This window comes from Desulfospira joergensenii DSM 10085 (assembly GCF_000420085.1).
Classification (GTDB): Bacteria; Desulfobacterota; Desulfobacteria; order Desulfobacterales; family Desulfobacteraceae; genus Desulfospira; species Desulfospira joergensenii.
In genome coordinates this window covers 806,146-831,308 of sequence record NZ_ATUG01000003.1, presented here as the reverse complement: position 1 = coordinate 831,308, position 25,163 = coordinate 806,146, and the positions used below count along the sequence as shown (strand labels likewise).

The window sequence follows — 25,163 nt, the reverse complement described above, 5'->3', positions numbered from 1 at the left end:
GAAAACTCCTTTATATCAATCAGATTTTCATCGGATGAAGTCATTTTTGTCCGTAAGTTCAAAGAGGTCCAGGGCCGGGCGGAGGGATTGATCCATTCCCGCTTCCCAGTCATAGGCTTCTTTGCAGTCCCGGATGGTTTTCCGGGTAAAGAGCCGCATACTGATGTCCATGGGGCAGGCAGCTTCGCAGGCCCCGCAGTCTGTGCAGCGGCCGGCATCGTGAAAGGCCCGGACCAGGTGATAGGTCATGACATCCGTGGAATCACAGGATTTACCCACCCACTGGGGTCTTGCTTCGTCCACAAAACAGGTGGGGCAATAGCAGAGGGGACAAGCGTTCCGGCAGGCATAGCAGCGGGTACAGGTCGAGAGCAGATCGCTGAAATAGGCTTTGCGCACCTCAATATCCATGGCTTCCACCTTGGCCACATCCGCAAAACGCTCTTCTCCCAGGTCGAGTTCCTCCACCTTTTCCCCTGCCAGCTCGTCAAAAAGCACAGGGTTCCGGCTGATGCAGGTGCTGCAGTTGGACTGAAGCAGATCGGCCTTGGACAAGCGTTTATTTCCGTGTTCCAGGGTAAGAAAAAGGCTTTCATCTTCCTCATCAATGTCGAGGATATGGCTTTTTGAAGCAGCCAGCAGACGGGTCTTGTCCACCATGCCTTTACAGGGAAGACCGATGACATGGACCTGGTCCCGGGTGAACCGGTTTTCCAGGATCTGGGTCACGATGTTCCGGCTGTCGCATCCCTTGGCCAGAACGGCAAGTTTCCCTGCCTCCCCCTTAAACCGGTCCGGGGTGAGATAGGCGGCCAGGTTCATCCGGCAGTGGCTGTTGAATACCAGTTCTTCGGCCTGGGCCCGGGTTCTGGCCATGAAGGGTTCGGTCATATAGACCAGGCTGCCCCGGCGGAATCCGATGACGCCGTCCACCTTTTTTTCCTCCAGAAGGCGGACGGCGATCTTCCTTATATTTTCGGTTATCTCTTTCATCAGGCCACCTCGGGGATTCTTTTGATTAAATGGGTGGCAGGGCCCAGGGCCGTGATCTCGTCAATGACGGTCTGGGCCACCTGGGCGAATTTTACACCTTCCGCCGAGGAGATCCATGAAAACTGGAGACGCCCCGGTTCCAGGCCGGTGTATTCAAGCAGTTCCTTGAGCAGAAAAAACTTGCGCCTGGCATAGTAGTTGCCCTCGATATAATGGCAGTCCCCGGGGTGGCATCCTGAGACCCAGACCCCGTCGGCGCCTTTTCTTATGGCATGGAGAATCATCTTGGCAGAGATCCTGCCGGAACAGGGGACACGGACGATCCGCATGTTGGGAGGATATTGGAACCGGCTTACTCCTGCCAGATCCGCTGCCCCGTAAGAACACCAATTGCATAGGAATGTTACGATTTTCGGTTGAAATTCAGTCATTATCTTCTCCGTTAAAAGGCATGGTCCACCATGGCCATGATCTGTTCTTCTTCAAATCCGGCAAGGCCGGCTGCACCGGACCTGCACGAGGATACGCAGACCCCGCAGCCCTTGCAGAGCACAGGGTTGACTGCGGCCTTGCCCGCATCCCGTCCCTCTTCGATAAAGTAGGGGGCATTATAGGGGCAGACAGATATGCAGACCCCGCAGGCGCTGCAAAGCCGGGTATCCACGGCAGCCGTGTTCCCCAGGGTCTTGATTTCGGTCTTGGCAAAGAGCCTGCAGACCCCTGAGGCTGCGGCCTGGGCCTGGGCAATGGATTCGTCAATGGGTTTGGGATAGTGGGCAAGCCCTGCCAGGAACACGCCGTCCACGGCAAAGTTGGACGGGGCCAGCTTGACATGGGCTTCGGCAAAGAATCCGTCGCTGTCCATGGGCACCTTGAACATCTTGGCCAGATTTTCGTCCCGGGTGGAAACCACGGCCGAGGCCAGGACCAGCAGATCCGCATTGATCATCACGGGCCGGTTGAGCACGTGGTCATTGACCTGGATGCTCAGGGTGTCGTCTTCGGCCGAAACCCGGGGCTTATTGTCCACGCTGTACCGGATAAAGATCACGCCCATGTCCCGGGCCTTCTGGTATAGCAGTTCTTTTTCTCCGTAAGTCCGGATGTCCCGGTAGAGAATATAGACGGCCATATCCGGTTTTTCTTCTTTGAGGTGAATGGCCGAGGCCACGGAATGGGTGCAGCAGATCCTGGAGCAATAGGGCCGGGAAGGTTCCCTGGAGCCCACGCATTGGATGAATACCGCAGATTCAGCTGTCTTGACAAGATCAGCCTTGTCCATGACCTTCCGGTCCAGTTCCAGGCCCGTGAGAATTCTTGGGTCTTCTCCGTAGAGGTATTCCCGGGGTTTGTGTTCCTGTCCGCCGCAGGCAATGACTGCGGCCCCGTGGGGTATCCGGGTCTCCCGGCCCGATGCGTCCCGGACCGTACTATTAAAATTGCCCACAAATCCCTGGACATCAATGAGTTCGGATTCCAGGTGTACATGGATTTTGGAATGATTATTTACCCGGGTGTTCAGCTCGGAGAGTTCTTTCTGGACATCCATACCCGTGGCGGTTTTGAATATGTCCAGGGCCCGGCCGCCAAGGGCCGGAGCCTTTTCCACCAGGTTGACCTCATACCCCTGATCCGCCAGGGACAGGGCCGATGTCATACCGGAGATGCCCCCTCCCACCACGAGTAAACCCTTGTCTATGGACAGGGTTTCCTCCTTGAGCGGGGTGAACAGGGCTACCTTGGAGACGGCCATGGCCACGGAATCCATGGCCTTTTGGGTGGCCAGCTCCGGGGTATCCTTGTGAACCCAGGAGTTATGGTTCCGGATATTGACCATTTCAAAGAGATACTTGTTGATGCCGGCGGCAGCCAGGGTTTCCTGGAACAGGGGTTCGTGGGTTCTGGGACTGCAGGCCGCCACCACGATCCGGTTCAGATCCTTTTCCCGGATCAGCCCGGCAATGATGTCCTGGGCATCCTGGGAGCAGGAGTAGAGGTTGTCGTCGCTGAACTCCACAAAGGGGAGGGCGGCGGCAAAGTCCCGGACCGCCGGGACATCCACCACAGATCCGATATTGATGCCGCAGTGGCAGATAAATACCCCGATTCGGGGCACGTCTGTGGCCACATTCCGCTCCTGGGGAGGGGCAATGGCTTTGGTAAGGGAACCCCGGCCCCCGGCAATGGCCGATCCTGCACGAAGGGCGGCCGAACCTGCCTCGATCACGGACTGGGGGATATCCTTGGGACCCTGGAAGGCACCGCAGACAAAGATCCCTTCCCGGGAGGTGGAGGTGGGGGCAAAACTTTGGGTCTTGCAGAAGCCCTCCCCGGTCAGCTCAACGCCGATCTTGGCGGCCAGATGGCGGGTCTGGTCATGGATCTCCATGCCCACGGACAGGACCACCAGGTCAAACTGCTCTTCAATGAGTTTTCCTTCTGTTTCGTTTACATAGGATACGGTCTGATTGGGTATGCCCGGGGACTGGAACACGGAATGAACCCGGCACCGGACAAACCGGATGCCGTGCTTTTCCCGGGCTTCGTTGAAACAGGCCTCAAATCCCTTGCCGTGGGTCCTCATGTCCATGTAGAAGATGGTGCAGTCAAGGCCGGGATCATGCTCCTTGGCGATAATGGCCTGTTTGATGGCGTACATGCAGCAGACCGAGGAACAATGGGCGTTGTCGCAGCGGTTGATATCCCTGGAGCCCACGCATTGGAGCCAGGCCACGGCCTTGGGCTCGGCATGGTCGCTCATTCTTACCACATGTCCCTTGTTCGGGCCGGAAGCGGACAAGAGCCGCTCAAATTCCAGGGAGGTGATTATATCCTTGGAAGTATGCCATCCGTAGATGTCGGAATCCCCGGGATGGAAGGGCTTGAATCCCGGAGCCAGGATCACGGCGCCCACGTTCAGGGTGAGTTCTTTATCCGTGTCATCGTAGTTGACCGCGCCGGCCGGACAGACTTTGGCACAGTTTCCGCATTTGTCCTTGGTCAGTTTGATGCACTGGTCCGGATCAATGCAGTACTTTAAAGGCACGGCCTGGGCATAGGGCACGTAAATGGCCTTGCGTTTGGCAAGGCCCTCGTTATAAAGGTCCGTGACCTTTTTGGGACATTTTTCCACGCAGGCCCCGCAGGCCACACACTTGTCCGGATCCACATACCGGGCCTTTTGGAAGATGTCCACCTGGAAATCACCTTTTTTCCCCCGGATATCCCGGATATCGGCCAGGGTGATCAGCTCGATGTTGATATGGCGTCCAACCTCCACCAGCTTGGGAGACATGATGCACATGGAGCAGTCGTTGGTGGGAAAGGTCTTGTCCAGCTGGGCCATGACCCCGCCGATGGCAGGGCTCTTTTCCACCATGTATACGTAAAATCCGGAATCGGCCAGGTCCAGGGCAGCCTGTATGGCGGCAATACCGCCCCCTGCCACCAGGACCGAGCCCAATGGTTTGTCAGTCATGAAATACTCCTTTGGAAAATCTTGGGAAGTTCATCGTTTGAGGTTCAGGTTTCGGCGCCTATAGCCCGTATTCGGCCAGGTCGGGTCCGAGATAGGTCCGCTCGTTTTCCCCCAGAATTCCCAAGGAAAGACAGATCAGGGTCCACAGATGAACCGTGTAATAGCCGGCATCGTTATGATGGGAAAGATCCTCGATCTGGGCGTGGCAGTTATGGCAGGGGGTGACCACATAGTCGGCCCCGGTGGCCAGGATCTGGTTCAGCTTGATTTTTCCGTATTCCCTGCGCTCATCGTTGAATCCGGCCTGAAGTGCTCCGCCCCCGCCGCCGCAGCAGAAGTTGTTGGATTTGTTGGGGCTCATTTCCACGTAGTTTTCTTCTCCCACTACCTTTTTCACCACATAGCGCAGGTCATCGGCCATGGGATCTCCCAGGGATTTTCGGATAAGGTTGCAGGGATCCTGGACCGTGAATTTGATATTGTCGACGTTCCAGTCGGAATTGACGGGCAGTTTGCCCTCTTTGATCCATTTTGCATAGTACTGGACAATGCTCTTGAACTCGAAGTTGTGGGGGATATTAAACCTGCGCAGCCCCTCCCAGACGGCAAAAAAGGAATGGCCGCATTCGGTGTTGATAAAGACCTTGCAGCCCAGCTTGTCGATGTGCTCTGCCTGGGCCCGGACGATTTTTTCCCAGGATTCGTCGTCGGCCAGGAACATGCAGTAATTTTCCCCGCCCCAGTACTCGGAGTAATAGGTCCAGTCGGCCCCGGCCTTGTGAAGGATCTTCCATAGGGGAAGGAGCTCGTCCGGCTCGGTCACTGGTTCCCGGGAGTTCTGGTTCAGGGCGAAATAGGCCCCTTCCCGGTCAATGGAGACCTCAAGGTCTTCAAATCCTTCCTGCTCTTCCCGGCATTCTTCGGCCAGATCCTCCACGGTGAACTTAAAGTCTTCAAAGGGAACGCCCATGGCGCCGCCCTTGGATCTGACATGGTGGTCACAGGAGCCCAGGATGCCCTTGGGTCTTTCCTCTCTGGGCCACTGGGATCTCAGATAAAAGATGAGCTGGGGGATGTTGATGGACATGGGGCAGGCCGAGTAACACCGCTTGCACATGGTGCAGGTCCATACCCAGGGATGGCGTTCCAGTTCTTCATCCATGCCGAAGACGGCCATGCGGATGAATTTGCGGGGATCCATGTCGTCGATCCCGGTGGCGGGACACCCGCTGGCGCAGGTGCCGCAGGTAAGACAGGCAGATAAGTTACCATCCGGAACAAGGGCTTTTACCTGTTCCCGGATTCCGTTATTCCTATGGACAATCTTTAATGTATCCAGCATAATTCAATTTCCTCATCGAACCGGATGCAGCAATGCACACGGTTCACAATTTATGGGGAAATCGATTCGCTCTCGCCGGAATTGGATTTCCCCGGAATATCCTGCACCAGCCGTTCACGGGCGGTGCGCTCGAAACAGCCTCAGTGTCTTTTGGGGAAATCGATCATTTTTGTCCTGTGTTTCAGGGGTTAAATGCCCTTTTTACTCATTAAACAGCCTGCTTAAACGAATATAGAAAATCAGAATTTTTGGCAAATTGATAATTCTTATGGGCTTTGAAGACTTATATCAAAAAATTCAATTTAAACGGAGGGCCGGGCTTGAAATGGGGTTGAGATCTAGGGCATTTCATAGGCCGGATAGGAGAACTGCCATTTCATAAAGATCTTTTTTAATTCCCCGGACCAGTGCAGGTTTTTCATGCCGGTTTCATAGAGATCCATGAGAAATTTCCCCCGGGGGGATTTTTTAAAGACAGGGTAATAGCTCCTTTTTCCCACCGGTTCGATGCGGTATTCATCCATATCAATGGATAATCCGGCTTTGGAGATGGATTCCTTGATCAGGTTGAGATCGTCAATATAAAAATCTCCCCTCCCCAGGACGACCTGGCCCAGAGCGTCTTCACCGGTATCGGTTTCCAGCACAAAGATTTCTGTGGGAAATTCAGATCTATTGTAATAGTTCCACCGCCAGACCACCCTTTGATTGGTAAGGGATGAGACCCCCTGCCAGTTCTTTACCCTGTCCTTTTTGAAAAAAGCATGGATTTCCCCCTCATACATGGGATATTGGGCAAGAACCAGATCCGGCAAATCGTATACATCGGTCCGGCAGGTATAGATATCTGCGATATCGTTTTTGACCAGATAGATCCCTCTTTTGGCATTGGTGTACCGGTGCGTCACCTGGATGCCATGGGGGTTGAAAATCCGGGCCAGGATCTCATGGTAGAGTCCGGTTCCGTCTATATTGGTGAATTTGTTCCATGAGGGGCTGGTGGAAACCACCTGTGTGACTGGTTCGGCAAAACCATATGGGGCGGTCAAAAGAAGAATAAGGAACAGGAAAAAGAATACGATTTTTCTCTTATAAATGTCTGTCCCGGGCATGGGGGTAATAAACCATATTTTACCTGAAATTTCCATGAATTTTTGCAGATTTAAAGGGAAAAATCAGAATTTATCCCGGGGACGACCCAAAGAATGGCCTGCGGTCCTGCCGTCAGAGAACCGGGAGAAAAAAACATTTACACCCGGAGAGATTGCCCGCGAAATTCTTGTATGGTTTTGTAAGCTGTCCCGGCAGCCATGGAAAGGGTTGTCAACGGCTGCCGGGTTAACTTCCATTCCTCATCCCGAGAGTTCGACCAGGGCCTCGATCCGGGTCTTGAGCTGGCCCTGGTCTGATTCGGAATAGTCGGTTTCAATATGCAGGAAAGGCAGTTCAAGCTGATCTTCCACAAACTGCTGGAGTGTAAAGGATTCGGCATTGTATGTGTGGCAGCCGGTCCATGTCAGGTCCAGGACCGCATCGGCCTGGAACAGGTCTGCCATTTCACGGATGGATTCGGGGCGAAGGGGATTGGGAGTCATGCAGGAACAGGGAATCTTAAGGTACCGGCGGGCAATTGCCTCGTAAGGATCAATGGTTTCATCCACGGCCAGGGTCATTCCCTTGAGACCGGTGCAGTTTTCCATGGACACGATCCTGGCTCCTAGTTCCTGGGCGATCTGGATTACTTTGTCAGATCCCTTTCCCACCGGGCATCCTGTCAGCAGGATCCGGATCCCGCCCGGGGCTGCCAGGCCGGGCTGCCGCAGAAACTCTTCCAATTCCCTTTTCAGGGTGATTAATTGTTCCAGGTAGCCTGCAGGGTTGACGCAGAAGCTCTTGCTTTCCTGAATCGCCAGCATGTCCGAGGCGGTCAGGGGGGATTGCCTGTCTGCGGCCAGGACACTGATATCCCAGAGGGCTTTTCGGATCTCATTCTGCTGGACGATCTGGTCATGGAGGGCCTGATCACTGACTTTTATTCCGGAGCATTGGAACAGGAAATCCTCAAGTCTGTGCAGAGCGCGCAGCCAGTATTCCAGGACCGCTTCCGGCTCCTGGGTATGGGGCAGGTGCATCAGGTGAAGGGGTTTAAGCTTTCCCATGAGTTCATACATTTTTTTTTTGCCGTCACAGGTGGTTTCGGCAATCAGGATGTCTGAAAATTGAAAAAAAGGGCAGGTGTCGGTGACGGCATATCCATAGCTGGACTTGACCAGGGGACAGAAAGATGCGGGCAGCTCTTTTTCCGCATCTTTGATGGGGGCCTGTTTTTTGCCGCAGAGGCTCACCGGGACGATTCCGGCCGCCCGGATGAGTTCGTTGGGGGCATAGATGCAATAGACCCCGGCAATTTTTCCTCCCTGGTCCTGCCATGCGTCAAGGTCTGCGATGCTCCGTTCTGAAAAGGAAAGAAAGGGTTTCAGGTTCATGGTTTCATCCTCATCTAGGGTTACCGGATTCAATAAAATTGGAACCTTATGCGGATGGCCATAGGATGTCAACATGCTTGTTTCAATGGAAATCCAAAAAAAGATTGGAAGTTTCTATAAATCCGGCGGATGGGCGGGTGTTGGAGTAAAGGTCTTTATATTTTTGTCAGCATGGGATCTTGGCCCCCTGGGGTTTTTATCAGGGTTCCTTGCTCCTTCTTTTTGCCAAAGAGTCATCGATTACCTGTCTGACCACGGCGGCCAGAATTTTCTTGCTTACCGGCTTCTGGAGCTGTTTTGTTATCCCAATTTTAAGGGCATCCTGTTCGGTTATCACAGAACTGTATCCCGTACAGAGAAGGATGGGTATGCCCGGTCTTATCTTGAGGATCTCCCGGGCCAGTTCCACGCCGGTCAGTTCAGGCATGGTCTGATCCGTAATGATCAGGTCAAATTGATCCGGAGTGAGCCGGAATTTTTCCAATGCATCCGAACCAAGTGTGGTGGCATAGACTTTATATCCCAGTCTTTCAAGGATCTGCCTGTTGAGGTTAATGATCATGCTTTCATCATCTACGATTAAAATTTGTTCTCCTCCACCGGTCAAGGGCTTGTCTCTGGAGACCGGTTTTTTCGGAGTCGAACTCTGATCTAATGCCGGAAGGTAAACATGAAACAGAGTCCCCTGGCCGGGCTCGCTTTTTGCCTGTATGAACCCGTTATAATCCTTTACAATTCCATGAATCACAGAGAGGCCCAAACCCGTTCCTTTTCCGATTTCCTTGGTGGTAAAAAAGGGATCAAAGATCTGTTCCAATGTCGTTGGATCCATGCCATGGCCGGTATCAGAGACCTCCAGGACGATAAAAATGCCGGGAATCCCGCCGGGATATGCCTCGGCCTCCTTCTCACTTATTTCTTTCCGGAAGAGCCGGATGATCAATCTCCCTTTTTCATTCTCCATGGCATGTAATGAATTGGTGCAGAGATTCACAACGATCTGGTGAATATTCACCGGGTCGCCCATGATTTCGCCGCTATCCCCATCGATCTCCTCTTTGATTTGGATCGTCGTGGGGATGGATGCCCTCAGCATCTGAAGGGCCTCTTTCACAATGATATGGGGGGAACACGGCTCCAGGCTGTGATTGGATTTGCGGCTGAAAGTCAGAATATGCCGCACCAGTTCTGCGGCACGGGCACTTGATTTGAGAATCTGATCAATCTCATTGTTTATATTCTGGCCCGAAAAAATTTTGTCTTTGGCCAGTTCGGCATATCCCATAATCGCTGAAAGGATATTGTTAAAATCATGGGCAATCCCTCCGGCCAGGGTCCCTATGGATTCCATTTTCTGGGCCCGCAGAAGTTCTGCCTGAAGTTTTTTCCGTTCCGTAATATCTCTTCCGACACCGAGCACGCCAATCAGGTTTCCCCCGGCGTCGACCATGGGCGTTTTTATGGTTTCAATGATTTCCCTGTGATTGTCGTCCTTGAAAATGAGTTCATATTCACTCCGGATGGGTTCCCCGGCCGTTATGGCGGCTTTATCATTTTCCCGGAAGATCTCTGCCTTTTCCCTGTCCAATAGATCATAATCGGTTTTCCCGATAATTTCGGATTTTTCCAGGTCGTAGAGACGCTCAAATTTTCGATTGCAGCTCAAATAAACACCATCCGGACTTTTCAGCCAGACCAGATCCGGCAGGGTTTCAATCAATGTCCGTAAATGGGTTTCATTTTTCCGTGCTGAATCCTCTGCCAGTTTCCGTTCATGAATTTCTTTTATCAGGGCCTTGTCCGTTTCCCTTCGATCCTCCTGCCGTTTTAAAATAAGGCCGAGAACCATGGTCAAAAAGGGATAAATGATCAATATGGGAGGGGCGACGGCCTTAATAATCGGCATTCTCATCTCAGCGGGCATCAGAGACATGCAGGAAAGCATTACCAGTTGAATGACAAGGCCGAAACCATATAGTTCCACCCAACCCAGGGGACGATGGCCTCTTTCCCTCCAATACTTCCACAAGACACCTGTGAATGCAGTGCTTACAATCACTATGGTTCCGACCAACCCTCCGGCTCCGCCCTGGTAGAGCCGGAATGAACCGGCAATGGCTACCGCGATGGAGGTGGGGGCAAATCCGAAAAACAATCCGCAGAGGCTTAAAAGGACCCACCGGGTATCGAAAAACACACCCGGGATCAGGCTCCAGGGGTTCAGCATGACGGCAATGGCGATGAGGCCGACCAGGATCCCGGTCAGGCTCTCTCTCAAATTTTTACTGGGAATGGAGTAGATATTAAAAGTATCGTAAATAACACAGAGAATAAGCATCAATGCAGCATTGTTTAAAAGTCCTGAAAAGCTATTCATTATTTTCCCTGTCGGACATGGTTGGCCCCCGCCTTTGCGAAAATTGGCTTGACATGATGACCAAAGACTATGAATCCAAAGGATCCGGACAAAGTCCGAGGCCCTTTAGTCGGCATTGGCCGGGTGCGTTCCCGCCGTCTTGCAGACGAAGGGTATCTGGTTTTTATTCATTAAAATTGCGGGTCGATTATCCTTTTAGAAATAAAATTAGTCAAGTAAAAACCGGGTCATCATGGCATTCCTTCTTTCTTTTCCTGAACGGATTCTAATAGAGGGGCAGGGCGTTTTAAAGGAAAAATTCTTGTTATAATTTCAACGGGATAGTATCCATATAAAAACGGATATCAGTTGCCGGATCAAAAAACGGCCTCTTCAAATCAGCCAGAGGCGCAGCGGGATGGTTCAAACCGCTTCCCGGTTCCGGGATGGAGGTCTGCAATGAAAAACAGAAGACAGGTCATTGGGTTTATCCTCTCATTGGTCATTGGAATATTCGGATTCGGTGGAAAAATCCGGACAGGTTTTGGAATTGCCCATGCAAAAGTCAAAAGATTCAAAAGAACCCTGCTGCCCAGAGGGGCGCCCATGGCCGGACTCATATCAAAAAATCCCCGAAAACTGGATACCCGGAATCTTGAAACGACACCCATGGACCAGTTTGACGTGATGGGCCAGGATATTTACAATGTAAATCTTGAGACCTGGCGCCTTGATTTGTCCGGTGCCCTGGAACATCCCCAAAAATTCAGATATGAAGACCTGTTGAAACTGCCTGCTGTTGAAAGGAACGTCCTTTTGATCTGCCCGGGCTTCTTTGCCTATAACGGACTGTGGAAGGGGGTTTCCCTGTCAAAACTCCTGACTTCGGCAAAGATGAAACCCAGTGCAACCCATGTGAAGCTCAGCGGACCCAGGGGAATAAGACGGAAGAGTAAAAAGTTTGCCGTCGAAGAAGTAATGGCCGATAAGATCTTTCTGGCCTTTCAGGTCAATGGCGAGGTCTTGCCGGAACGGCACGGTTTTCCGGTCCGCCTGGTTGCGGAAGATCATTATGGGGGCAGGTGGGTCAAGTACGTGGACAGGATCCAGGTTATCAAGGGATAGGCTTTGCCCGTCTCCCTCTTGTATATGAAATCAAAGAGTTGTGGAATCGATCCTTTAGGAAAGCTGTTTTCGTGCCCTAAGCTTGGCGTCGATCAAATCGCCGTGGCTCAAGCCGAGAAGGTTTGCCAGCTTGTGGGCAAAGTGGTCTTCATGGGCTTCCAGGTGATTGTCCAGTAAAATAATACGCCATACAGATTCCATGATCTCTATCTTCTGCTTTTCAGAGAAATTTTCATTTATAAACCGGGTGTACCGGAAAAGGTTCACATACTCTCCTCGCTCTTTATCACTCTCATCAAGCAGGGTCTGGATCTCATCTTCGGAAATTCCAAAATGTGTCACAAGGGTTGTGGCAAGATGGGCTTTTTCTTCTTCACTGCATTCCCCGTCCGCGTGGGCCGCCTCAAGCAGGAGTACGGTCAGAGCCAGATGGGCGGTCAGAGCATCCTGTTCCGTTGCCTGTTCCGGGTTGCTGCCGATTATTTTTTTTATTAAATCAAACATCACATTCCTTTATCCCAAGTTAGTCCGGGTTTTTCGCTGAAGAAAAATCTTCCCCTGAATCCCGTCAAACCCTTTTTGCCAAAACCTCTCCGGTTCTTTCAGCCGGTTCACTGAAAGAGTTGAATTTTTCCGCTACTATTCCAGACCCCTTTTTCTTGTCTGGTCAGCGGAACAAATTGTTCCCGGTTTATGGTGAATTACGAGGCCCGGTTGAACAGGTTATTTGGGTAGGGGTTCAAATTCCCCTTTGGTCAAATCCTGTTTGGTGACAGTTCTTTCCTTCCCGTCTTTATCTACACAGGCAAGTCCGACCATGTTTGCCCAGACTTTGGTCCCGCTTTCATCCTGGACGTGGACAAAAATGTTACCTTCATACTCTTCATGCTCAATATATTTAACACGGGTCTGATCCTGCCCGCTTTTAATGAGATAGACTTTCTCATCTGAAATCAATTGATTTGCATGTTCGGTATCTCCATTTTTTTGGTAGGCGTTTTCTTTTCCAATATCCTCGAGATATCGAGCGACCGCAGTACCATCCATCAGTACAAGGTTGGGCTCAAAAGTAAACCAGCCTGCCCAAGCACTTCCGCCAAAGACCGTCAAAACCGTAAAAACGAAAATTAGCCTTTTGAAACAATCCTTCATTTTTTTTAGTCCCCCCTTAGTTTATGTGCCAACGATAAGTTGTTATCTAACCACTTACCTCAATAAAAATCAACGATAAAATGAAATCAGTTCAATTTATGAATACTGTTTTCTTTTTCCGGATTTCTTTACCCCGTTTCATCAAGGGGTTGACGCTTTTTTCCGGGAAAAACCACCCCGGGCAGCAGAAAAATTAAAAAAAATCTGTGGTGAATTCCGGTAAAAGCGTCTATCCGGCCAAAAGTCAGAGGAAGGAAGGTTCAGGAAATTTTTCTCAGGCATCCACCAGGTTCCGGATCCATTTTTTTGATAAAAATCTTGGAATGCCGATCCCGAGTTTGAAGAGTTCTTCAACGGCAATGAGGGCCATGACCCAGTATACGGGAAGTTTCAGGTAAAAGGCGGCAAAAAAGGCAATGGGCAGGCCGATGCACCAGACTCCTGTCAGGTCGAGGAAAAGCCCGAACCGGGTATCTCCCCCGCCCCGGAGCACGGAAACGATATTGGTAAAATTGGTGGTTTTGCTCCAGAGAATCAGGCCTGAGACCAGCATCAGGAAATAGGCGTTTTCATAGGTGGCCGGGGATATATTGTAGAATCCGAGCACAAGATCCCGGGAAAGAATCATGACGGCGCCTGCTGCCACCGCCATGATAAACTGGGCGATCAGAAGAAAGCGGCCATAGGCATGGGCGGTTTTTTCAGAGCCGGCCCCGATGCTGTTTCCGATCATGATGGATCCTCCGTGGAAGATACCGAAAAAGGGAATAAACATGAACTCCTCCAGGGTGGCTACGATGTTGACGGCGGCAATGGCTTCGGTGCCGATCCTGGCATAGACCAGCTTGTACAGGCTGACTCCCGTGACCCAGAACAATTCGTTGAGAAAAACCGGCCAGCAGGTGGCAAGGATCCGTCTGAAAAAAAGGAGATCAAAGCTGAACATTTCCCGGAGCCCGGCGGCCAGGGGATACCGTTTTCCATAGATGATCCCGGTCATAACCAGGCCTTCCACAATTTTTGATATGGTTGTGGCAATGGCGGCGCCTTTGACGCCGAGGGCGGGAAACCCAAAGTGTCCGAAGATCAGGAGGTAGTTGAGAAAGATGTTCAGGGATACGGCCACCATGGAGCAGACCATGGGCACTTTGACATACCCCATGGCCCTTAAATTGGACATGAAGGAAAAGATTACGGCTGAAAAGGCAAAGGCGATCCCCACCACTTCAAGGTAGTCCACTCCCAGGCGGACCACCTCGGGATCTTTGGAAAAGAGGGCCATGAGATGGTCGGGCAGGACCAGGGAGACAAAACTGAACAGGATCGCCACGGTCAGGCCGGTCAGGATTCCCATTCCGGAAAGGTGTTTGATCCGGCTCAGATCCTTTTTGCCCCAGTACTGGGCCGTGAAAATGGATACCCCGGAATGGATGCCGTATTGGATGACAATGAACATGAATACAAATTGGTTGGCAATGCCAACGGCGGCAATGGCCTCTTCATTGAGCTGCCCTACCATGAGGATGTCGATGAGGGTCATGGAGCAGGTCAGAAGATTCTGCAGGGAAATGGGCAGGGCAATGGCGAACAGCATCCTGAAAAAGTTTTTTTGCGAAGGATTGAACATGGATATAAAATATTCCCCAATAAAAAAGCCCGCTTCCTATTGTGAAGCGGGCTTTTGGTAATTTTTTTAAGGTATCGGTTTACAAAAAGGCGCTCCTGTGGCCATGGGCATCGGTTCGGCTCTGTCTGGCAAGCAGACGCCAGGTGGATGAAGTATGTTCGAAAATTGTTTTTTTCATTAAACCGGTTCCTGCAACAATCTGATAGTGAACGCTCCTCAGTCCCTATACCAGTCCTTATATTTTCGGTCAAGGCAATTTATTTTGACTTGGGGTTTCTGGAAAGAAAATTTATTGAAAAAGCTTGACTTCAACAAAAGAGAGCTGTAAATGTGGCGGAAACAGGAACAAATTTTATACGGAAACAAGATGAACACATCGGCAGTAAATTTTATATTTAGTTTTGGACGCTTCTTCTTTTTTAGGAGCGTTCATCCGGTGTAGCTCTCTATAAATAAAATTTATAAGGCCCCGGGTGGACATGATCCACCCGGGGTTTTTTGCTTTCGGCCCCGGGAAAATTCCCGGGGCCTTTTTTATTTTTGGCAGAAGATAAATAAATAATATAAAAAAGGAGAAAACCATGCTTTTAGTTCTGGAAGATCAGATTACTCCCGGCCAGAGGGATGAAATCAAATCCCGGCTCCATGGAGAGGGATGCATTGCCCGGGAAATCACGGACAAGGGCCGGAACCTCATCGGGATCATCGGAAAAACCCTCAAGACCCCGGAGGAGTATAAAAAACTTGAGGGGGTCCTGGATGCCCTGTCCATTCAAACCTCCCACAAACTGGTCAGCCGGGAGTTCAAGTCCGAGGACACCCGGGTCAAGATCGGGAATGTTGTGGTGGGCGGGGACAGGATCGTGATCATTGCCGGCCCCTGTGCCGTGGAGAGCCGGGAACAGGCACTGGCCATTGCCCGTGAAGTCAAGAAATACGGGGCGGTTCTGTTCCGGGGAGGGGCCTATAAGCCCAGGTCTTCGCCGTACTCTTTCCAGGGTCTGGAAGAGGAGGGCCTCAAAATCCTGGCCGAGGTCAGGGAAACCACGGGTCTCGGGGTGGTCACGGAGATGACTTCCCCCACCCAGGCCGAACTCATGGAAAAGTACGTGGACGTGGTCCAGATCGGGGCCAGGAACATGCAGAACTTTGAACTGCTCAAATGCGTGGGCAAGATGAGCAAGCCCGTGGTCCTGAAAAGGGGACTTGCCTCCACCATCCAGGAATGGCTCATGTCGGCGGAGTATATTGCTGCCGGGGGGAACGAAAACGTGATCCTCTGCGAGAGGGGGATCCGGACCTTTGAACCCTATACCCGGAACACCCTGGATCTGTCGGCCATTCCCGTATTGAAAAAACTGACCCATCTGCCCATTGTCATTGATCCCAGTCATGCCACCGGGATCCGGGAAAAAGTGGCTCCCATGGCCAGAGCTGCCGTGGCCGCCGGGGCAGACGCTCTGATGATCGAGGTCCACAACAACCCGGACAAGGCCCTGTCCGACGGTCCCCAGAGCCTCTATCCCGAGCAGTTCGGGGAACTGACCCGGGACATCTATGTGATCGCTCCGGTGGTGGGCAAGCAGCTGGACTACGACTATCTGAAAAAATCCGAGGTGATCCGGAAGATCCACAACGGAGGCACCAAGACCGCGGCCTTTATCGGTGAAAAGGGTGCCTACAGCCACAAGGCCAGTCTCTCCTATTTCGGGGAGGATGTGAAACCCCTGCCCATGAAGAGTTTTTCAGATATCTTTGACGCAGTGGAAGGAGGGGAGGTGGATTACGGGGTGGTTCCGGTGGAAAATTCTCTGTCCGGATCCATCCATGAGAACTTTGACCTGCTCCAGGAACATGACCTCAAGATCATCGGAGAGATCACCATAAGGATCAAGCATGCCCTCATCGTCCACAAGGAGGCCTCCAAAGAGTCCATCAAAAAGGTGATGGGGCCTCCGCCGGCCTTGTCCCAGTGCAAGAATTACCTGGCCCAGTATCCTGAAATGGAGCCGGTTCCCGTGGTGGCCACCTCATCCGCCGTGAAAATGGTCAAGGATTCAGGGGACCTGTCCTGTGCGGCCATTGCCTCCACCATGGCCGCCGGGATTTTCGACATGAAAATCCTGGAAGAATCCATTGAGGACAATCCCCGGAACTTCACCCGGTTCGTGATCATTGCCCGGGAGGACAAGGGGCATAAAAAGGTGGGCAAATCCTCCATCATCTTTACCACGGGAAACAAACCCGGCTCTTTGTTTGAGATTATGAAAATCTTCTCAGAGTACGGGGTCAACCTGGTCAAGCTGGAATCCCGGCCCATCCACGGAAAACCCTGGGAGTACATGTTTTACACGGACCTTGAGGCGGACATTGAAAGCCGGGAGCTTTCCCCCATGCTGGAGGAACTCAAGGACAAGTCCGAGACCTTTCGGATCCTGGGCCGGTACTAAAGGGTTTCATTTTTAAGGGTCTGGATCAAGATCACCACCAGGCTGTCACACAAAATCTTTTGCATGACAGCCTGGTGGGTGATTTCAGCCGGGATGGGGATTAGAGTTGTCCGCCTCCAAGCACTTTATAGAGGTTTACAAGGTTGCTCAGATAGGACTGGCGGACAGTAATGGCCCCCTGCTGGGCTGAAAATAATGCCCGCTGGGAGTCCAGGACCGCCAGAAAGTCGTCTATCCCGTTCTCATAACGGGCACGGGACAGGGTATAGGACTCCTGGGTGGCGTCCACCAGGGCGTTCTGGGCCTTGAGTTGGTCCTGATAGGTCTTCCTGGCGGCCAGCTGGTCCGCCACCTCCCTGAACGCTGTCTGGACCGTACCTTCGTAGGAGGCCACGGCAATCTTTTCGCTGATCTCTGCCGTTTCCAGGCTGGCATTGAGGCCGTCCCGGTTGAAGATGGGGATTGTCAAAGAAGGGGCAAAGCTCCATGCCAGACTGTCGGATACGTCAAACAGGGAGGTCAGGCTCTGACTGGCAAATCCCATTGAGCCGGTCAGGCTGATGGAGGGATACAGAGCCGCCCTGGCCGCTCCGATATCGGCGTTTGCCGCCTTGAGCTTATGCTCTGCCGAACGAATATCAGGCCGGGCCAGCAGCACCTGGGAGGGAAGGCCTGCCGGAAGGCCGTCCATGAACCGGATATCGTCAATGGTCTCACCGGAATTCAAAAGAGAGTATACCGATGTCCCGGCCAGCAGGGTGACGGCATTTTCAGCCTGGGCTGCCAGACGGGTATACTGGGCAATGGACACCCTGGCGCTCTCAACCGAGGTCGCGGCCTGGGCCAGGTCCAGCTGGGTGGCGGATCCCACCTCGAACTGGCTTTTAATCACCTCATAGGTTTCTTTCTGGGCCTGAAAGGTGCTTTGGGAAAGCTCCAGCAGCTTCCGGTCGGCCAGCAGGGTCATATAGGCATCTGCGGTCTGGCCGATCAGGGCGATCCGGGTGTTCAGGGCTGCCTCTTCAGTGGCCAGATAGGTTTCCAGGGCTGCGGTGTTCAAGGATCTTACCCGTCCGAAAAAGTCGAGCTCATAGGCGGTAACCCCGAGGTTGGCGGTCATGGTGGTATCGCTGGTATAGGCCGCCCCTGTGGAGCTGTTGTCCTCTGCCACCCCCTGGCGGCTCACCCCCGTACCCGCGGAAACCACGGGCAGGGAATCTGCCCTCTGGATTCTGTAGGCAGCCCTTGCCTTTTCAATGGTCAGCACAGCCACCCGAAGGTCCCGGTTGTTGTCCAGGGTCAGCTGGATGAGCTGTTTAAGGGTCTCCGACCCGAAATAGTCCTGCCAGGCAATATCACTGGCCAGGGCTGACGGGCCTCCGGCCTTTGCGTCAAGCGGATCTGCCGGGTCTGTCCGGCCGGACCAGGTGGCTTCCACAGCCAGGTCCGGCTGCCTGTACTCAGGTATAAAGGAGCAGCCCTGGGTCATGAACATAATGGCGGCAATGGCTGCGAAAAGGGTCTTACTGGGCATGAATCACCTCACTTGGGGCCTCAGCCCTTTTTTTCTTTTTTTCACCCCATTGTTCAATGAGGACAAAGAACAGGGGAACAAAAATAATGGCCAGGGATGTGGCAGCTACCATTCCGCCGATAACCCCGATACCGATGGCATTCTGGCTGGCGGAGCCGGCCCCGTTGGATACGGCCAGGGGTGTGACCCCCAGGATAAAGGCAAAGGAGGTCATGAGGATGGGCCTGAGCCGCTGTTCAGCAGCCGTCCTGGCAGCCGTCACAATATCCTGGCCTTTGTCGTAGAGATTTTTTGCAAATTCCACAATGAGGATGGCGTTCTTGGATGCCAGGCCCACGGTGGTCAGCAGTCCGATCTGAAAATAAACGTCATTGTTCAGTCCGGCCCATTTTGTGGCAATCACCGATCCCACAATGCCCAGGGGGACAATCAGGATCACGGACAGAGGGATGGACCAGCTTTCATACAGGGCTGCCAGGCAGAGGAAGACAAAGAGCAGGGATACCGTGTACAGCAGGGTGGTCTGGGAGCCTGCCGTCTGTTCCTCGTAAGAGATTCCGGTCCATTCCATGCCGACGCCCCTGGGCAGTTTGGCTGCAATCTCCTCCATAATGGACATGGCCTCCCCGGAGCTGACCCCATGGGCAGGCGCGCCCAGAATCTCCATGGAAGAACTGCCGTTATACCGTTCAAGTTTGGGGGATCCATAGGACCACTCGCCTGAGGTAAAAGAGGAAAAGGGCACCATCTCTCCTGCAGTATTGCGCAGGTACCATCGGTCAATATCTCCGGGTACCATCCGGTAGTCGGCATCCCCCTGCATATAGACCTTTTTGATTCGGGTCTTGTCCATGAAGTCATTCACATAGGTGGACCCCCAGGCGGTCTGAAGAATGCTGGTGATGTCCGAAGTGGATACCCCCAGGGCCTCGGCCTTTTCATAGTCAATGTCCACCTTGTACTGGGGCACGTCGGAAAGGCCGTTGGGCCGGACCCCCACAAGTTTGGGGTTCTGGGAGGCCATGCCCAGCATCATGTTCCTGGCGGTGACCAGGGTCTCATGGCCCACTCCGGACCTGTCCACCAGCTGGAGGTTGAAGCCGGTGGCATTTCCAAGCTCGGTGATGGCAGGCGGCATAAAGGCATAGACGGATGCGTCCTTGATGCGGTAGAGATTGGCCATGGTCCGCTGGGCAATGGCCGCAGCCTTCTGGTCCGGCCGGGTCCGCTCGCCCCAGTCTTTGAGCTTGATAAAGCCCAGGCCCACGTTCTGGCCCTGGCCGGCAAAACTGAATCCGGTTACCGTAAAAAAACCGTCCACGTTTTCAGCCTCCTGATTGAGCAGATATTCCTCCACCTGCTTTATGGACTGCCGGGTCCGCTCCAGGGTCGCGCCCGGAGGGGCGGAGATCATCATCATCAGGGTGCCCTGGTCCTCATCCGGGATAAACCCTGTGGGGATGGTCTTAAAAAGGGAGGCCATGCCGCCGACGATCAAAAGGTAGATGACCAGGAAACGGAATATCCGGGTAGCGGTGAAAGAGACGCTGCGGCCATAGGCTTTTTTCCCAACGTCAAAGGAGCGGTTGAACCAGCCGAAAAACCCTTTTTTGCTCTCATGATGACCCTTTTGTACGGGTTTGAGAAGGGTGGCGCAAAGGGCCGGGGTCAGGACCAGAGCCACCACAACGGACAGGGCCATGGCCGATACGATGGTCAGGGAAAACTGCCGGTAGATGGCACCGGTGGACCCTGCGAAAAAGGCCATGGGAATAAATACGGCAGATAATACCAGGGCAATGCCCACAAGGGCCCCTGTGATCTGCTCCATGGATTGAATGGTGGCCTCCCTGGGAGGCAGCCCGGTTTCGGTCATGACCCGTTCCACATTTTCCACCACCACAATGGCGTCATCCACCAGAAGCCCTATGGCCAGGACCATGGCAAACATGGAGAGCACATTGATACTGAACCCGAAGGCCGACAATACCCCGAAGGTTCCCAGAAGGACCACAGGCACGGCAATGGTCGGGATCAGGGTGGCCCTGAAGTTCTGGAGAAAGAGATACATGACAAAGAAGACCAGGAATACGGCTTCCACCAGGGTTTTGATCACCTCTTCAATGGAGAGCTGGACAAAGGGGGTGGTGTCATAGGGGTAGACCACCCCGAGCCCCTCGGGCATCGAGGCGGTAAGATCCATAACCTTGGCCTTGATTCTTTCAGCCGTGTCCAGGGCATTGGCGCCGGTGGCAAGGCTCATGGCCATGGCCGATGCCGGCATGCCCTTATACCGGGCGGTAACGCCATAGGTTTCCGATCCCAGCTCCACCCGGGCGATGTCCCTGAGGCGGACCTGGGATCCGTCGGTATTCACCTTGACCAGGATCTTTTCAAAATCCTCCACGGTCTTGAGCTTTGACTGGACCGATACCGTGGCGTTGAGCTGCTGGCCCTGAACGGCAGGCGCGCCGCCCAGCTGGCCGGAAGTCACATCTGCGTTCCTGGATTTAATGGCGGCAATGACCTCTGCGGGCATGAGGCTGAAGGAGTTTAGTTTTTCAGGGTTGAGCCAGATCCGCATGGCATGCTGGGCACCGAACACGCTCAGGTCCCCCACCCCCTGGACCCGGGCAAGGGGATCGGCCAGATTGGAGGAGATGTAGTCGGCAATGTCGTCATCTGACAATTTGCCGTCTTCTGAATAGATTCCCACGACCAACAGGTAACTTTTGGTGGCCTTGCTCACCGTGACCCCCTGGGTCTGGACCTCCTGGGGCAGAAGGCTGGTGATGGAGGAGACCTTGTTCTGAACCTGGACCTGGGCGATATCGGGATCTGCTTCAGGTTCAAAGGTCAGGGTGATGGTGAGCCGGCCGCTGGATTCGCTTGCCGCTGAAAAATACCGCAGATAATCGATTCCGGTCAGGCTCTGTTCAATGACCTGGGTGACGCTGTTCTCCAGGACCTCAGCCGAGGCACCGGGATAGGAGGTGGTGATCTGGACGCTGGGCGGGGCAATTTTCGGGTATTGCTCCACAGGCAGGGTCAGCACGGCAAAAAGGCCTGCCAGCATGATCACGATGGATATAACCCAGGCAAATATGGGCCTGTTGATAAAAAACTTCGACATTCTAGTATCCTGTGTTTAGCTGTTGGTGGAATCCATTTCCACGGGAGAGACTTTGGCCTGGGCCCGGATCTTCTGGAGCCCTGCCACCACCACCCGGTCCCCCGGGGTGAGGCCGGAGGTAACCAGCCACTGGTCGCCGACCACTCTGGAGACGGTAATCTTGCGGGTCTGGACGGTATTGTCCTCATCCACGGTCCAGACGGATACATTGCCGTCGGAACTGCGGACCACTGCCTGCTGGGGCACGGTAATGGCCTGGGCCTGCCTGAACTGCTCCACCCGTGCCCGGACAAAGAGGCCGGGGAGCAGGGCGTTGCCAGAATTGGGAAAGAGAATCCTCAGCTGAACCATGCCGGTGCCCCGGTCCACGGTGACATCGGAGAAAAGTATTTTTCCCTTATGGGCATAGGGGATGTCATCCTTTCCGATAAACAGGGTCGCCCCAGGGCTTTGGGCCGGGTCCTTCATATGCCGGCGCAGTTCCATGAGATCATCGCTGGACTGGTTGACGTCCACATAGATCTGATCCAGGTTCTGAACGGTGGCAAGGGCCGTGGTCTGGTTGGCCGTTACCAGGGCGCCTTCGGTCACGGAGGATCTGCCCACGCGGCCTGAAATGGGGGCAAATACCTTGGTATACTCTAAATTGATCCTAGTGGCAGCCAGCTGGGCCTTGGCCACGGCAACCCCTGCCTCGGCCTGGGCCAGGGCAGCCACGGCATCATCGTACTGCTGGCGGCTGACCCCGCCCATTTTTACCAGCCGGCTGTACCGCGCCACCTTGGGCTCCACTGCCTTTACATCGGCCCGGGCCTCTTCAAGGCTGGCTGCGGAACTGTCATAGGCAGCCTGGTAGGTGGCCGGATCAATTTGATAGAGCTGCTGGCCTTTTTTTACGAGACTTCCCTCTGTAAAGAGCCGTTTTAATATTATCCCGGTCACCTGGGGCCGGATCTCAGCCACCTGGAAGGCAGAGGTCCTGCCCGGAAGATCCTTGGTAAAGACCACCTCATGATGTTCTACGGTATACACCGAGACCTCGACCGGAGGCCTGGGACCGGTTTTCGTTTCGTTCTGGGCCTGGGCCTGGGACCCCTGACTGCTGAACCAAAAATAACCAAGGCCCAAAAGAACCACCAGGGTTAGTGCCGACAAAAATTTGATCTTCATGTTTTCTCCTCTTACCTGAGTATGATCCTGTCGAGGATACGGATAATATCCTGTTTAATTTTTTCCTTATCCATGTTTTCAGCATCCCTGACCTGCAGGGTTTTGAGCGGGCCGATCACGGTTCCGTAAATCATCTCCGCCAGAATATAGGGGTCGACGTCCAGAAACAAACCGCTTTGGATGCCCTCTGTGCACAGCTTGGCCAGGGGGCGGATGGAAAAATCAAACCGGTCTTTTATCTCTTCCTCCACGGTTTTCCTGCGGTGAACAAATCGGAAATAAAGGACGACCACCTCCTGGATGCTGAATACGGAATCCACAAATTCATGCAATTTGGTCAGGGGATCTTTGTCGCTTTCAAATATGGCTGTGTTGTTCTGGCGGATGGGCATGAGAACCTGCTCATGAACATAGTTGAGCAGTGCGTCCTTGTCTTTGAAGTGGTTGTACAGGGTTCCCTTGGCCACTCCGCATTCCCTTGCGATTTCATCCATGGTGACGGGTCTGTCTTCCTTGATAAGGGTCAGAACCGTTTTTACAATTTCAGCCTTAATTAAATTGTCCACCAATTCTTTTTTCTTGCGGGCGGTTGTCATATCCATCCCCCTTTTTAAAAATATACTGGGGTTCCCCATCGTCCCTGAGGGGAACCCCAATATATCCGTTATGACCGATTGGTCAAAATAATGACTTTCCAGTCAGAATATGACTGAAGAGTTTTTTTGTCAAGGTTTTTTTAAAAAATAAGGAGAAAAAATGGCGGGTCCAAGGGGGGAGATCAACTGCCAAAGAATCGGAATCCCGGAAAAGACCCTTCCCATAATGGGAGCAAAGAACGACCCCATGAAAGTCGGACCGGAAAGCATAGACTGGGGTAAGTCCGATGTTCCGGCCGGGGCTTTTAAACGCCGAGAAAGTCCATGATGCCCCGGGCCGCTTCCCTGCCTTCGGCAACGGCCGTGACCACCAGGTCCGAGCCCCGGACAATATCTCCGCCGGCAAAGACCTTTTCATTGGAGGTCTGAAAGGAGAACCGGCCCTTATCCGAAGCGCTGATCCTGTTGTTTTCGGTTAATTTAATCCGGTTCTGCTTAAGCCAGGCAGGGGGGTCCGGCCTGAATCCAAAGGCCATGATCACGGCATCCGCATCCAGAAGGGTTTCAGATCCCTCCACAGGCTCGGGCCGCCGGCGGCCCCTGTCATCGGGCCGGCCCAGCCGGGTAGAGATCAATTTAACGCCGGTGACCCGGCCCGTGGAGCCTGTGACCAACCCCAGGGGCTGGGCATTGAATTGAAACCTCACCCCCTCGTCCAGGGCATTGGCCACCTCCCTGGGAGAGCCGGGCATATTGGCCTCGTCCCTGCGGTATGCGCAGACCACCTCGGATGCACCCTGGCGCACGGCAGTCCTCAGGCAGTCCATGGCCGTGTCTCCCCCTCCCAGGACCACCACCTTCTGCCCTTCAAGGTTGATATAAGGATAGTCTGCTCTCCGGATATTCATCAGATGATCCATGTTTGCCGTGAGAAAGGGGAGGGCGTCATAGACCCCGGGGGCATCCCGGTTCTCCAGATCGCCCCGGATATACCCATAGGTTCCGATACCGATAAAGACGGCATCGTACTCCGGGACCAGGGACTGGAAGTCAAGGTCTTTTCCGATGTCCGTGCCCAGCCTGAACTCGATTCCCATATCCTGAAAGACCCTGCGCCGCCGCTCCATAACCCTTTTGTCCAGCTTAAAAGGGGGGATGCCGAAGGTCAGAAGCCCCCCGATCTCCGGGTGGCGGTCAAAGACAACAGGGGAAATTCCGTTCCGGACCAGGACATCGGCGCAGGAAAGCCCGGCGGGTCCGGCCCCGACCACGGCCACTGTAAGACCGGTTTTGACCACTTTGGACAGATCCGGCCGCCACCCCATGTCAAAGGCCGTGTCCACGATATACTTTTCAATGGAACCGATGGTCACGGCCCCGAATCCGGTGGCCAGGGTGCAGGCCCCTTCGCAGAGCCGGTCCTGGGGGCAGACCCGGCCGCAGATTTCAGGCAGGCTGTTGGTCTGGTGGCAGAGTTCAGCCGCTTGAAGGATCTTGCCCTGGTTGGCAAGGTCAAGCCAGTCCGGGATATAGTTGTGTACCGGACATTTCCACTCGCAATAGGGATTGCCGCAGGAAATACACCGGTCAGCCTGCATGGAGACCTGGGATTTTTCAAAAGAATCGTAGATCTCCACAAATTCATGCTTGCGTCTGTGGATCTGTTTCTTTTTGGGATCCACACGCTTGACTTCGATGAACTGGTACAGGTTTCGGTTCAT

At 53.4% G+C, this 25,163-nt stretch carries 18 protein-coding genes; 3 read left to right on the top strand and 15 right to left on the bottom strand.

Features of this window, described 5'->3' with window-relative positions; translation table 11 throughout:
- Window positions 1–27: 27 nt before the first annotated feature.
- The 7 genes from F608_RS0127885 to F608_RS35425 form a co-directional block, all read right to left on the bottom strand.
- A complete protein-coding gene (locus tag F608_RS0127885; RefSeq protein ID WP_022669046.1) occupies window positions 28–993 on the bottom strand; it encodes a 4Fe-4S binding protein in 966 nt (321 codons plus the stop codon).
- The gene (locus tag F608_RS0127880) at window positions 993–1,424 is read right to left on the bottom strand and encodes a hydrogenase iron-sulfur subunit (RefSeq protein ID WP_022669045.1); all 432 of its coding nucleotides are present in this window, start codon (window positions 1,422–1,424) and stop codon (window positions 993–995) included. Before F608_RS0127880 ends, F608_RS0127885 begins: the two co-directional genes overlap by 1 nt.
- A gap of 11 nt (window positions 1,425–1,435) precedes the next feature.
- Entirely contained in the window at window positions 1,436–4,471 is a 3,036-nt protein-coding gene (locus F608_RS0127875) for an FAD-dependent oxidoreductase (RefSeq protein WP_022669044.1), read from the bottom strand.
- Window positions 4,472–4,529: 58 nt separating this feature from the next.
- Window positions 4,530–5,813, bottom strand: coding sequence for a (Fe-S)-binding protein (locus F608_RS0127870; protein WP_022669043.1), 1,284 nt, complete (start codon window positions 5,811–5,813; stop codon window positions 4,530–4,532).
- A 338-nt stretch (window positions 5,814–6,151) separates the two neighbouring features.
- Entirely contained in the window at window positions 6,152–6,961 is an 810-nt protein-coding gene (locus F608_RS33680) for a substrate-binding periplasmic protein (RefSeq protein ID WP_084681305.1), read from the bottom strand.
- Between the two features lie 204 nt (window positions 6,962–7,165).
- A complete protein-coding gene (locus F608_RS0127860; protein ID WP_027363194.1) occupies window positions 7,166–8,299 on the bottom strand; it encodes a double-cubane-cluster-containing anaerobic reductase in 1,134 nt (377 codons plus the stop codon).
- A 199-nt stretch (window positions 8,300–8,498) separates the two neighbouring features.
- Window positions 8,499–10,676 (bottom strand): response regulator, encoded by a 2,178-nt coding sequence (locus F608_RS35425; protein WP_022669040.1) that lies wholly within the window; start codon window positions 10,674–10,676, stop codon window positions 8,499–8,501.
- 438 nt (window positions 10,677–11,114) lie between these two features.
- Between F608_RS35425 and F608_RS33670 the strand changes: the two genes are divergently transcribed.
- The gene (locus F608_RS33670; protein WP_022669039.1) at window positions 11,115–11,780 is read left to right on the top strand and encodes a molybdopterin-dependent oxidoreductase; all 666 of its coding nucleotides are present in this window, start codon (window positions 11,115–11,117) and stop codon (window positions 11,778–11,780) included.
- 54 nt (window positions 11,781–11,834) lie between these two features.
- Here F608_RS33670 and F608_RS0127845 read toward each other — a convergent pair whose 3' ends face one another.
- From F608_RS0127845 to F608_RS0127830, 3 genes are all read right to left on the bottom strand, one after another.
- Window positions 11,835–12,284, bottom strand: a complete 450-nt coding sequence (locus F608_RS0127845) for a tellurite resistance TerB family protein (RefSeq protein WP_022669038.1) — start codon at window positions 12,282–12,284, stop codon at window positions 11,835–11,837.
- A gap of 219 nt (window positions 12,285–12,503) precedes the next feature.
- Window positions 12,504–12,932 carry a hypothetical protein gene (locus tag F608_RS0127840; RefSeq protein ID WP_022669036.1) on the bottom strand — a complete coding sequence of 143 codons (429 nt, stop codon included), beginning with the start codon at window positions 12,930–12,932 and terminating at the stop codon, window positions 12,504–12,506.
- A 274-nt stretch (window positions 12,933–13,206) separates the two neighbouring features.
- Window positions 13,207–14,559, bottom strand: a complete 1,353-nt coding sequence (locus F608_RS0127830; protein WP_022669034.1) for an MATE family efflux transporter — start codon at window positions 14,557–14,559, stop codon at window positions 13,207–13,209.
- A 581-nt stretch (window positions 14,560–15,140) separates the two neighbouring features.
- On the opposite strand from F608_RS0127830, the gene aroF reads away from it, so the two are divergent.
- Window positions 15,141–17,009: a 3-deoxy-7-phosphoheptulonate synthase gene (gene aroF, locus F608_RS0127820; protein WP_022669032.1), complete on the top strand. Its 1,869-nt coding sequence runs from the start codon at window positions 15,141–15,143 to the stop codon at window positions 17,007–17,009.
- Between the two features lie 100 nt (window positions 17,010–17,109).
- Here aroF and F608_RS0127815 read toward each other — a convergent pair whose 3' ends face one another.
- Genes F608_RS0127815 through F608_RS0127800 form a run of 4 tightly spaced genes read right to left on the bottom strand, consistent with a single transcriptional unit; the run spans window position 17,110 to window position 23,442 of the window.
- Complete coding sequence (locus F608_RS0127815) at window positions 17,110–18,543, bottom strand: efflux transporter outer membrane subunit (RefSeq protein ID WP_022669031.1); 1,434 nt, start codon at window positions 18,541–18,543, stop codon at window positions 17,110–17,112.
- A complete protein-coding gene (locus F608_RS0127810) occupies window positions 18,533–21,676 on the bottom strand; it encodes an efflux RND transporter permease subunit (protein ID WP_022669030.1) in 3,144 nt (1,047 codons plus the stop codon). Before F608_RS0127810 ends, F608_RS0127815 begins: the two co-directional genes overlap by 11 nt.
- 15 nt (window positions 21,677–21,691) lie before the next feature.
- Window positions 21,692–22,846 (bottom strand): efflux RND transporter periplasmic adaptor subunit, encoded by a 1,155-nt coding sequence (locus F608_RS0127805; RefSeq protein ID WP_022669029.1) that lies wholly within the window; start codon window positions 22,844–22,846, stop codon window positions 21,692–21,694.
- An 11-nt stretch (window positions 22,847–22,857) separates the two neighbouring features.
- Window positions 22,858–23,442, bottom strand: coding sequence for a TetR/AcrR family transcriptional regulator (locus F608_RS0127800; protein WP_033399148.1), 585 nt, complete (start codon window positions 23,440–23,442; stop codon window positions 22,858–22,860).
- A gap of 160 nt (window positions 23,443–23,602) precedes the next feature.
- Here F608_RS0127800 and F608_RS36405 point away from each other — a divergent pair, with 160 nt between their 5' ends.
- Window positions 23,603–23,770: a hypothetical protein gene (locus F608_RS36405; RefSeq protein WP_022669027.1), complete on the top strand. Its 168-nt coding sequence runs from the start codon at window positions 23,603–23,605 to the stop codon at window positions 23,768–23,770.
- Here F608_RS36405 and F608_RS0127790 read toward each other — a convergent pair.
- Window positions 23,748–25,163 (bottom strand): FAD-dependent oxidoreductase, encoded by a 1,416-nt coding sequence (locus F608_RS0127790; RefSeq protein ID WP_022669026.1) that lies wholly within the window; start codon window positions 25,161–25,163, stop codon window positions 23,748–23,750. The genes F608_RS36405 and F608_RS0127790 overlap by 23 nt on opposite strands.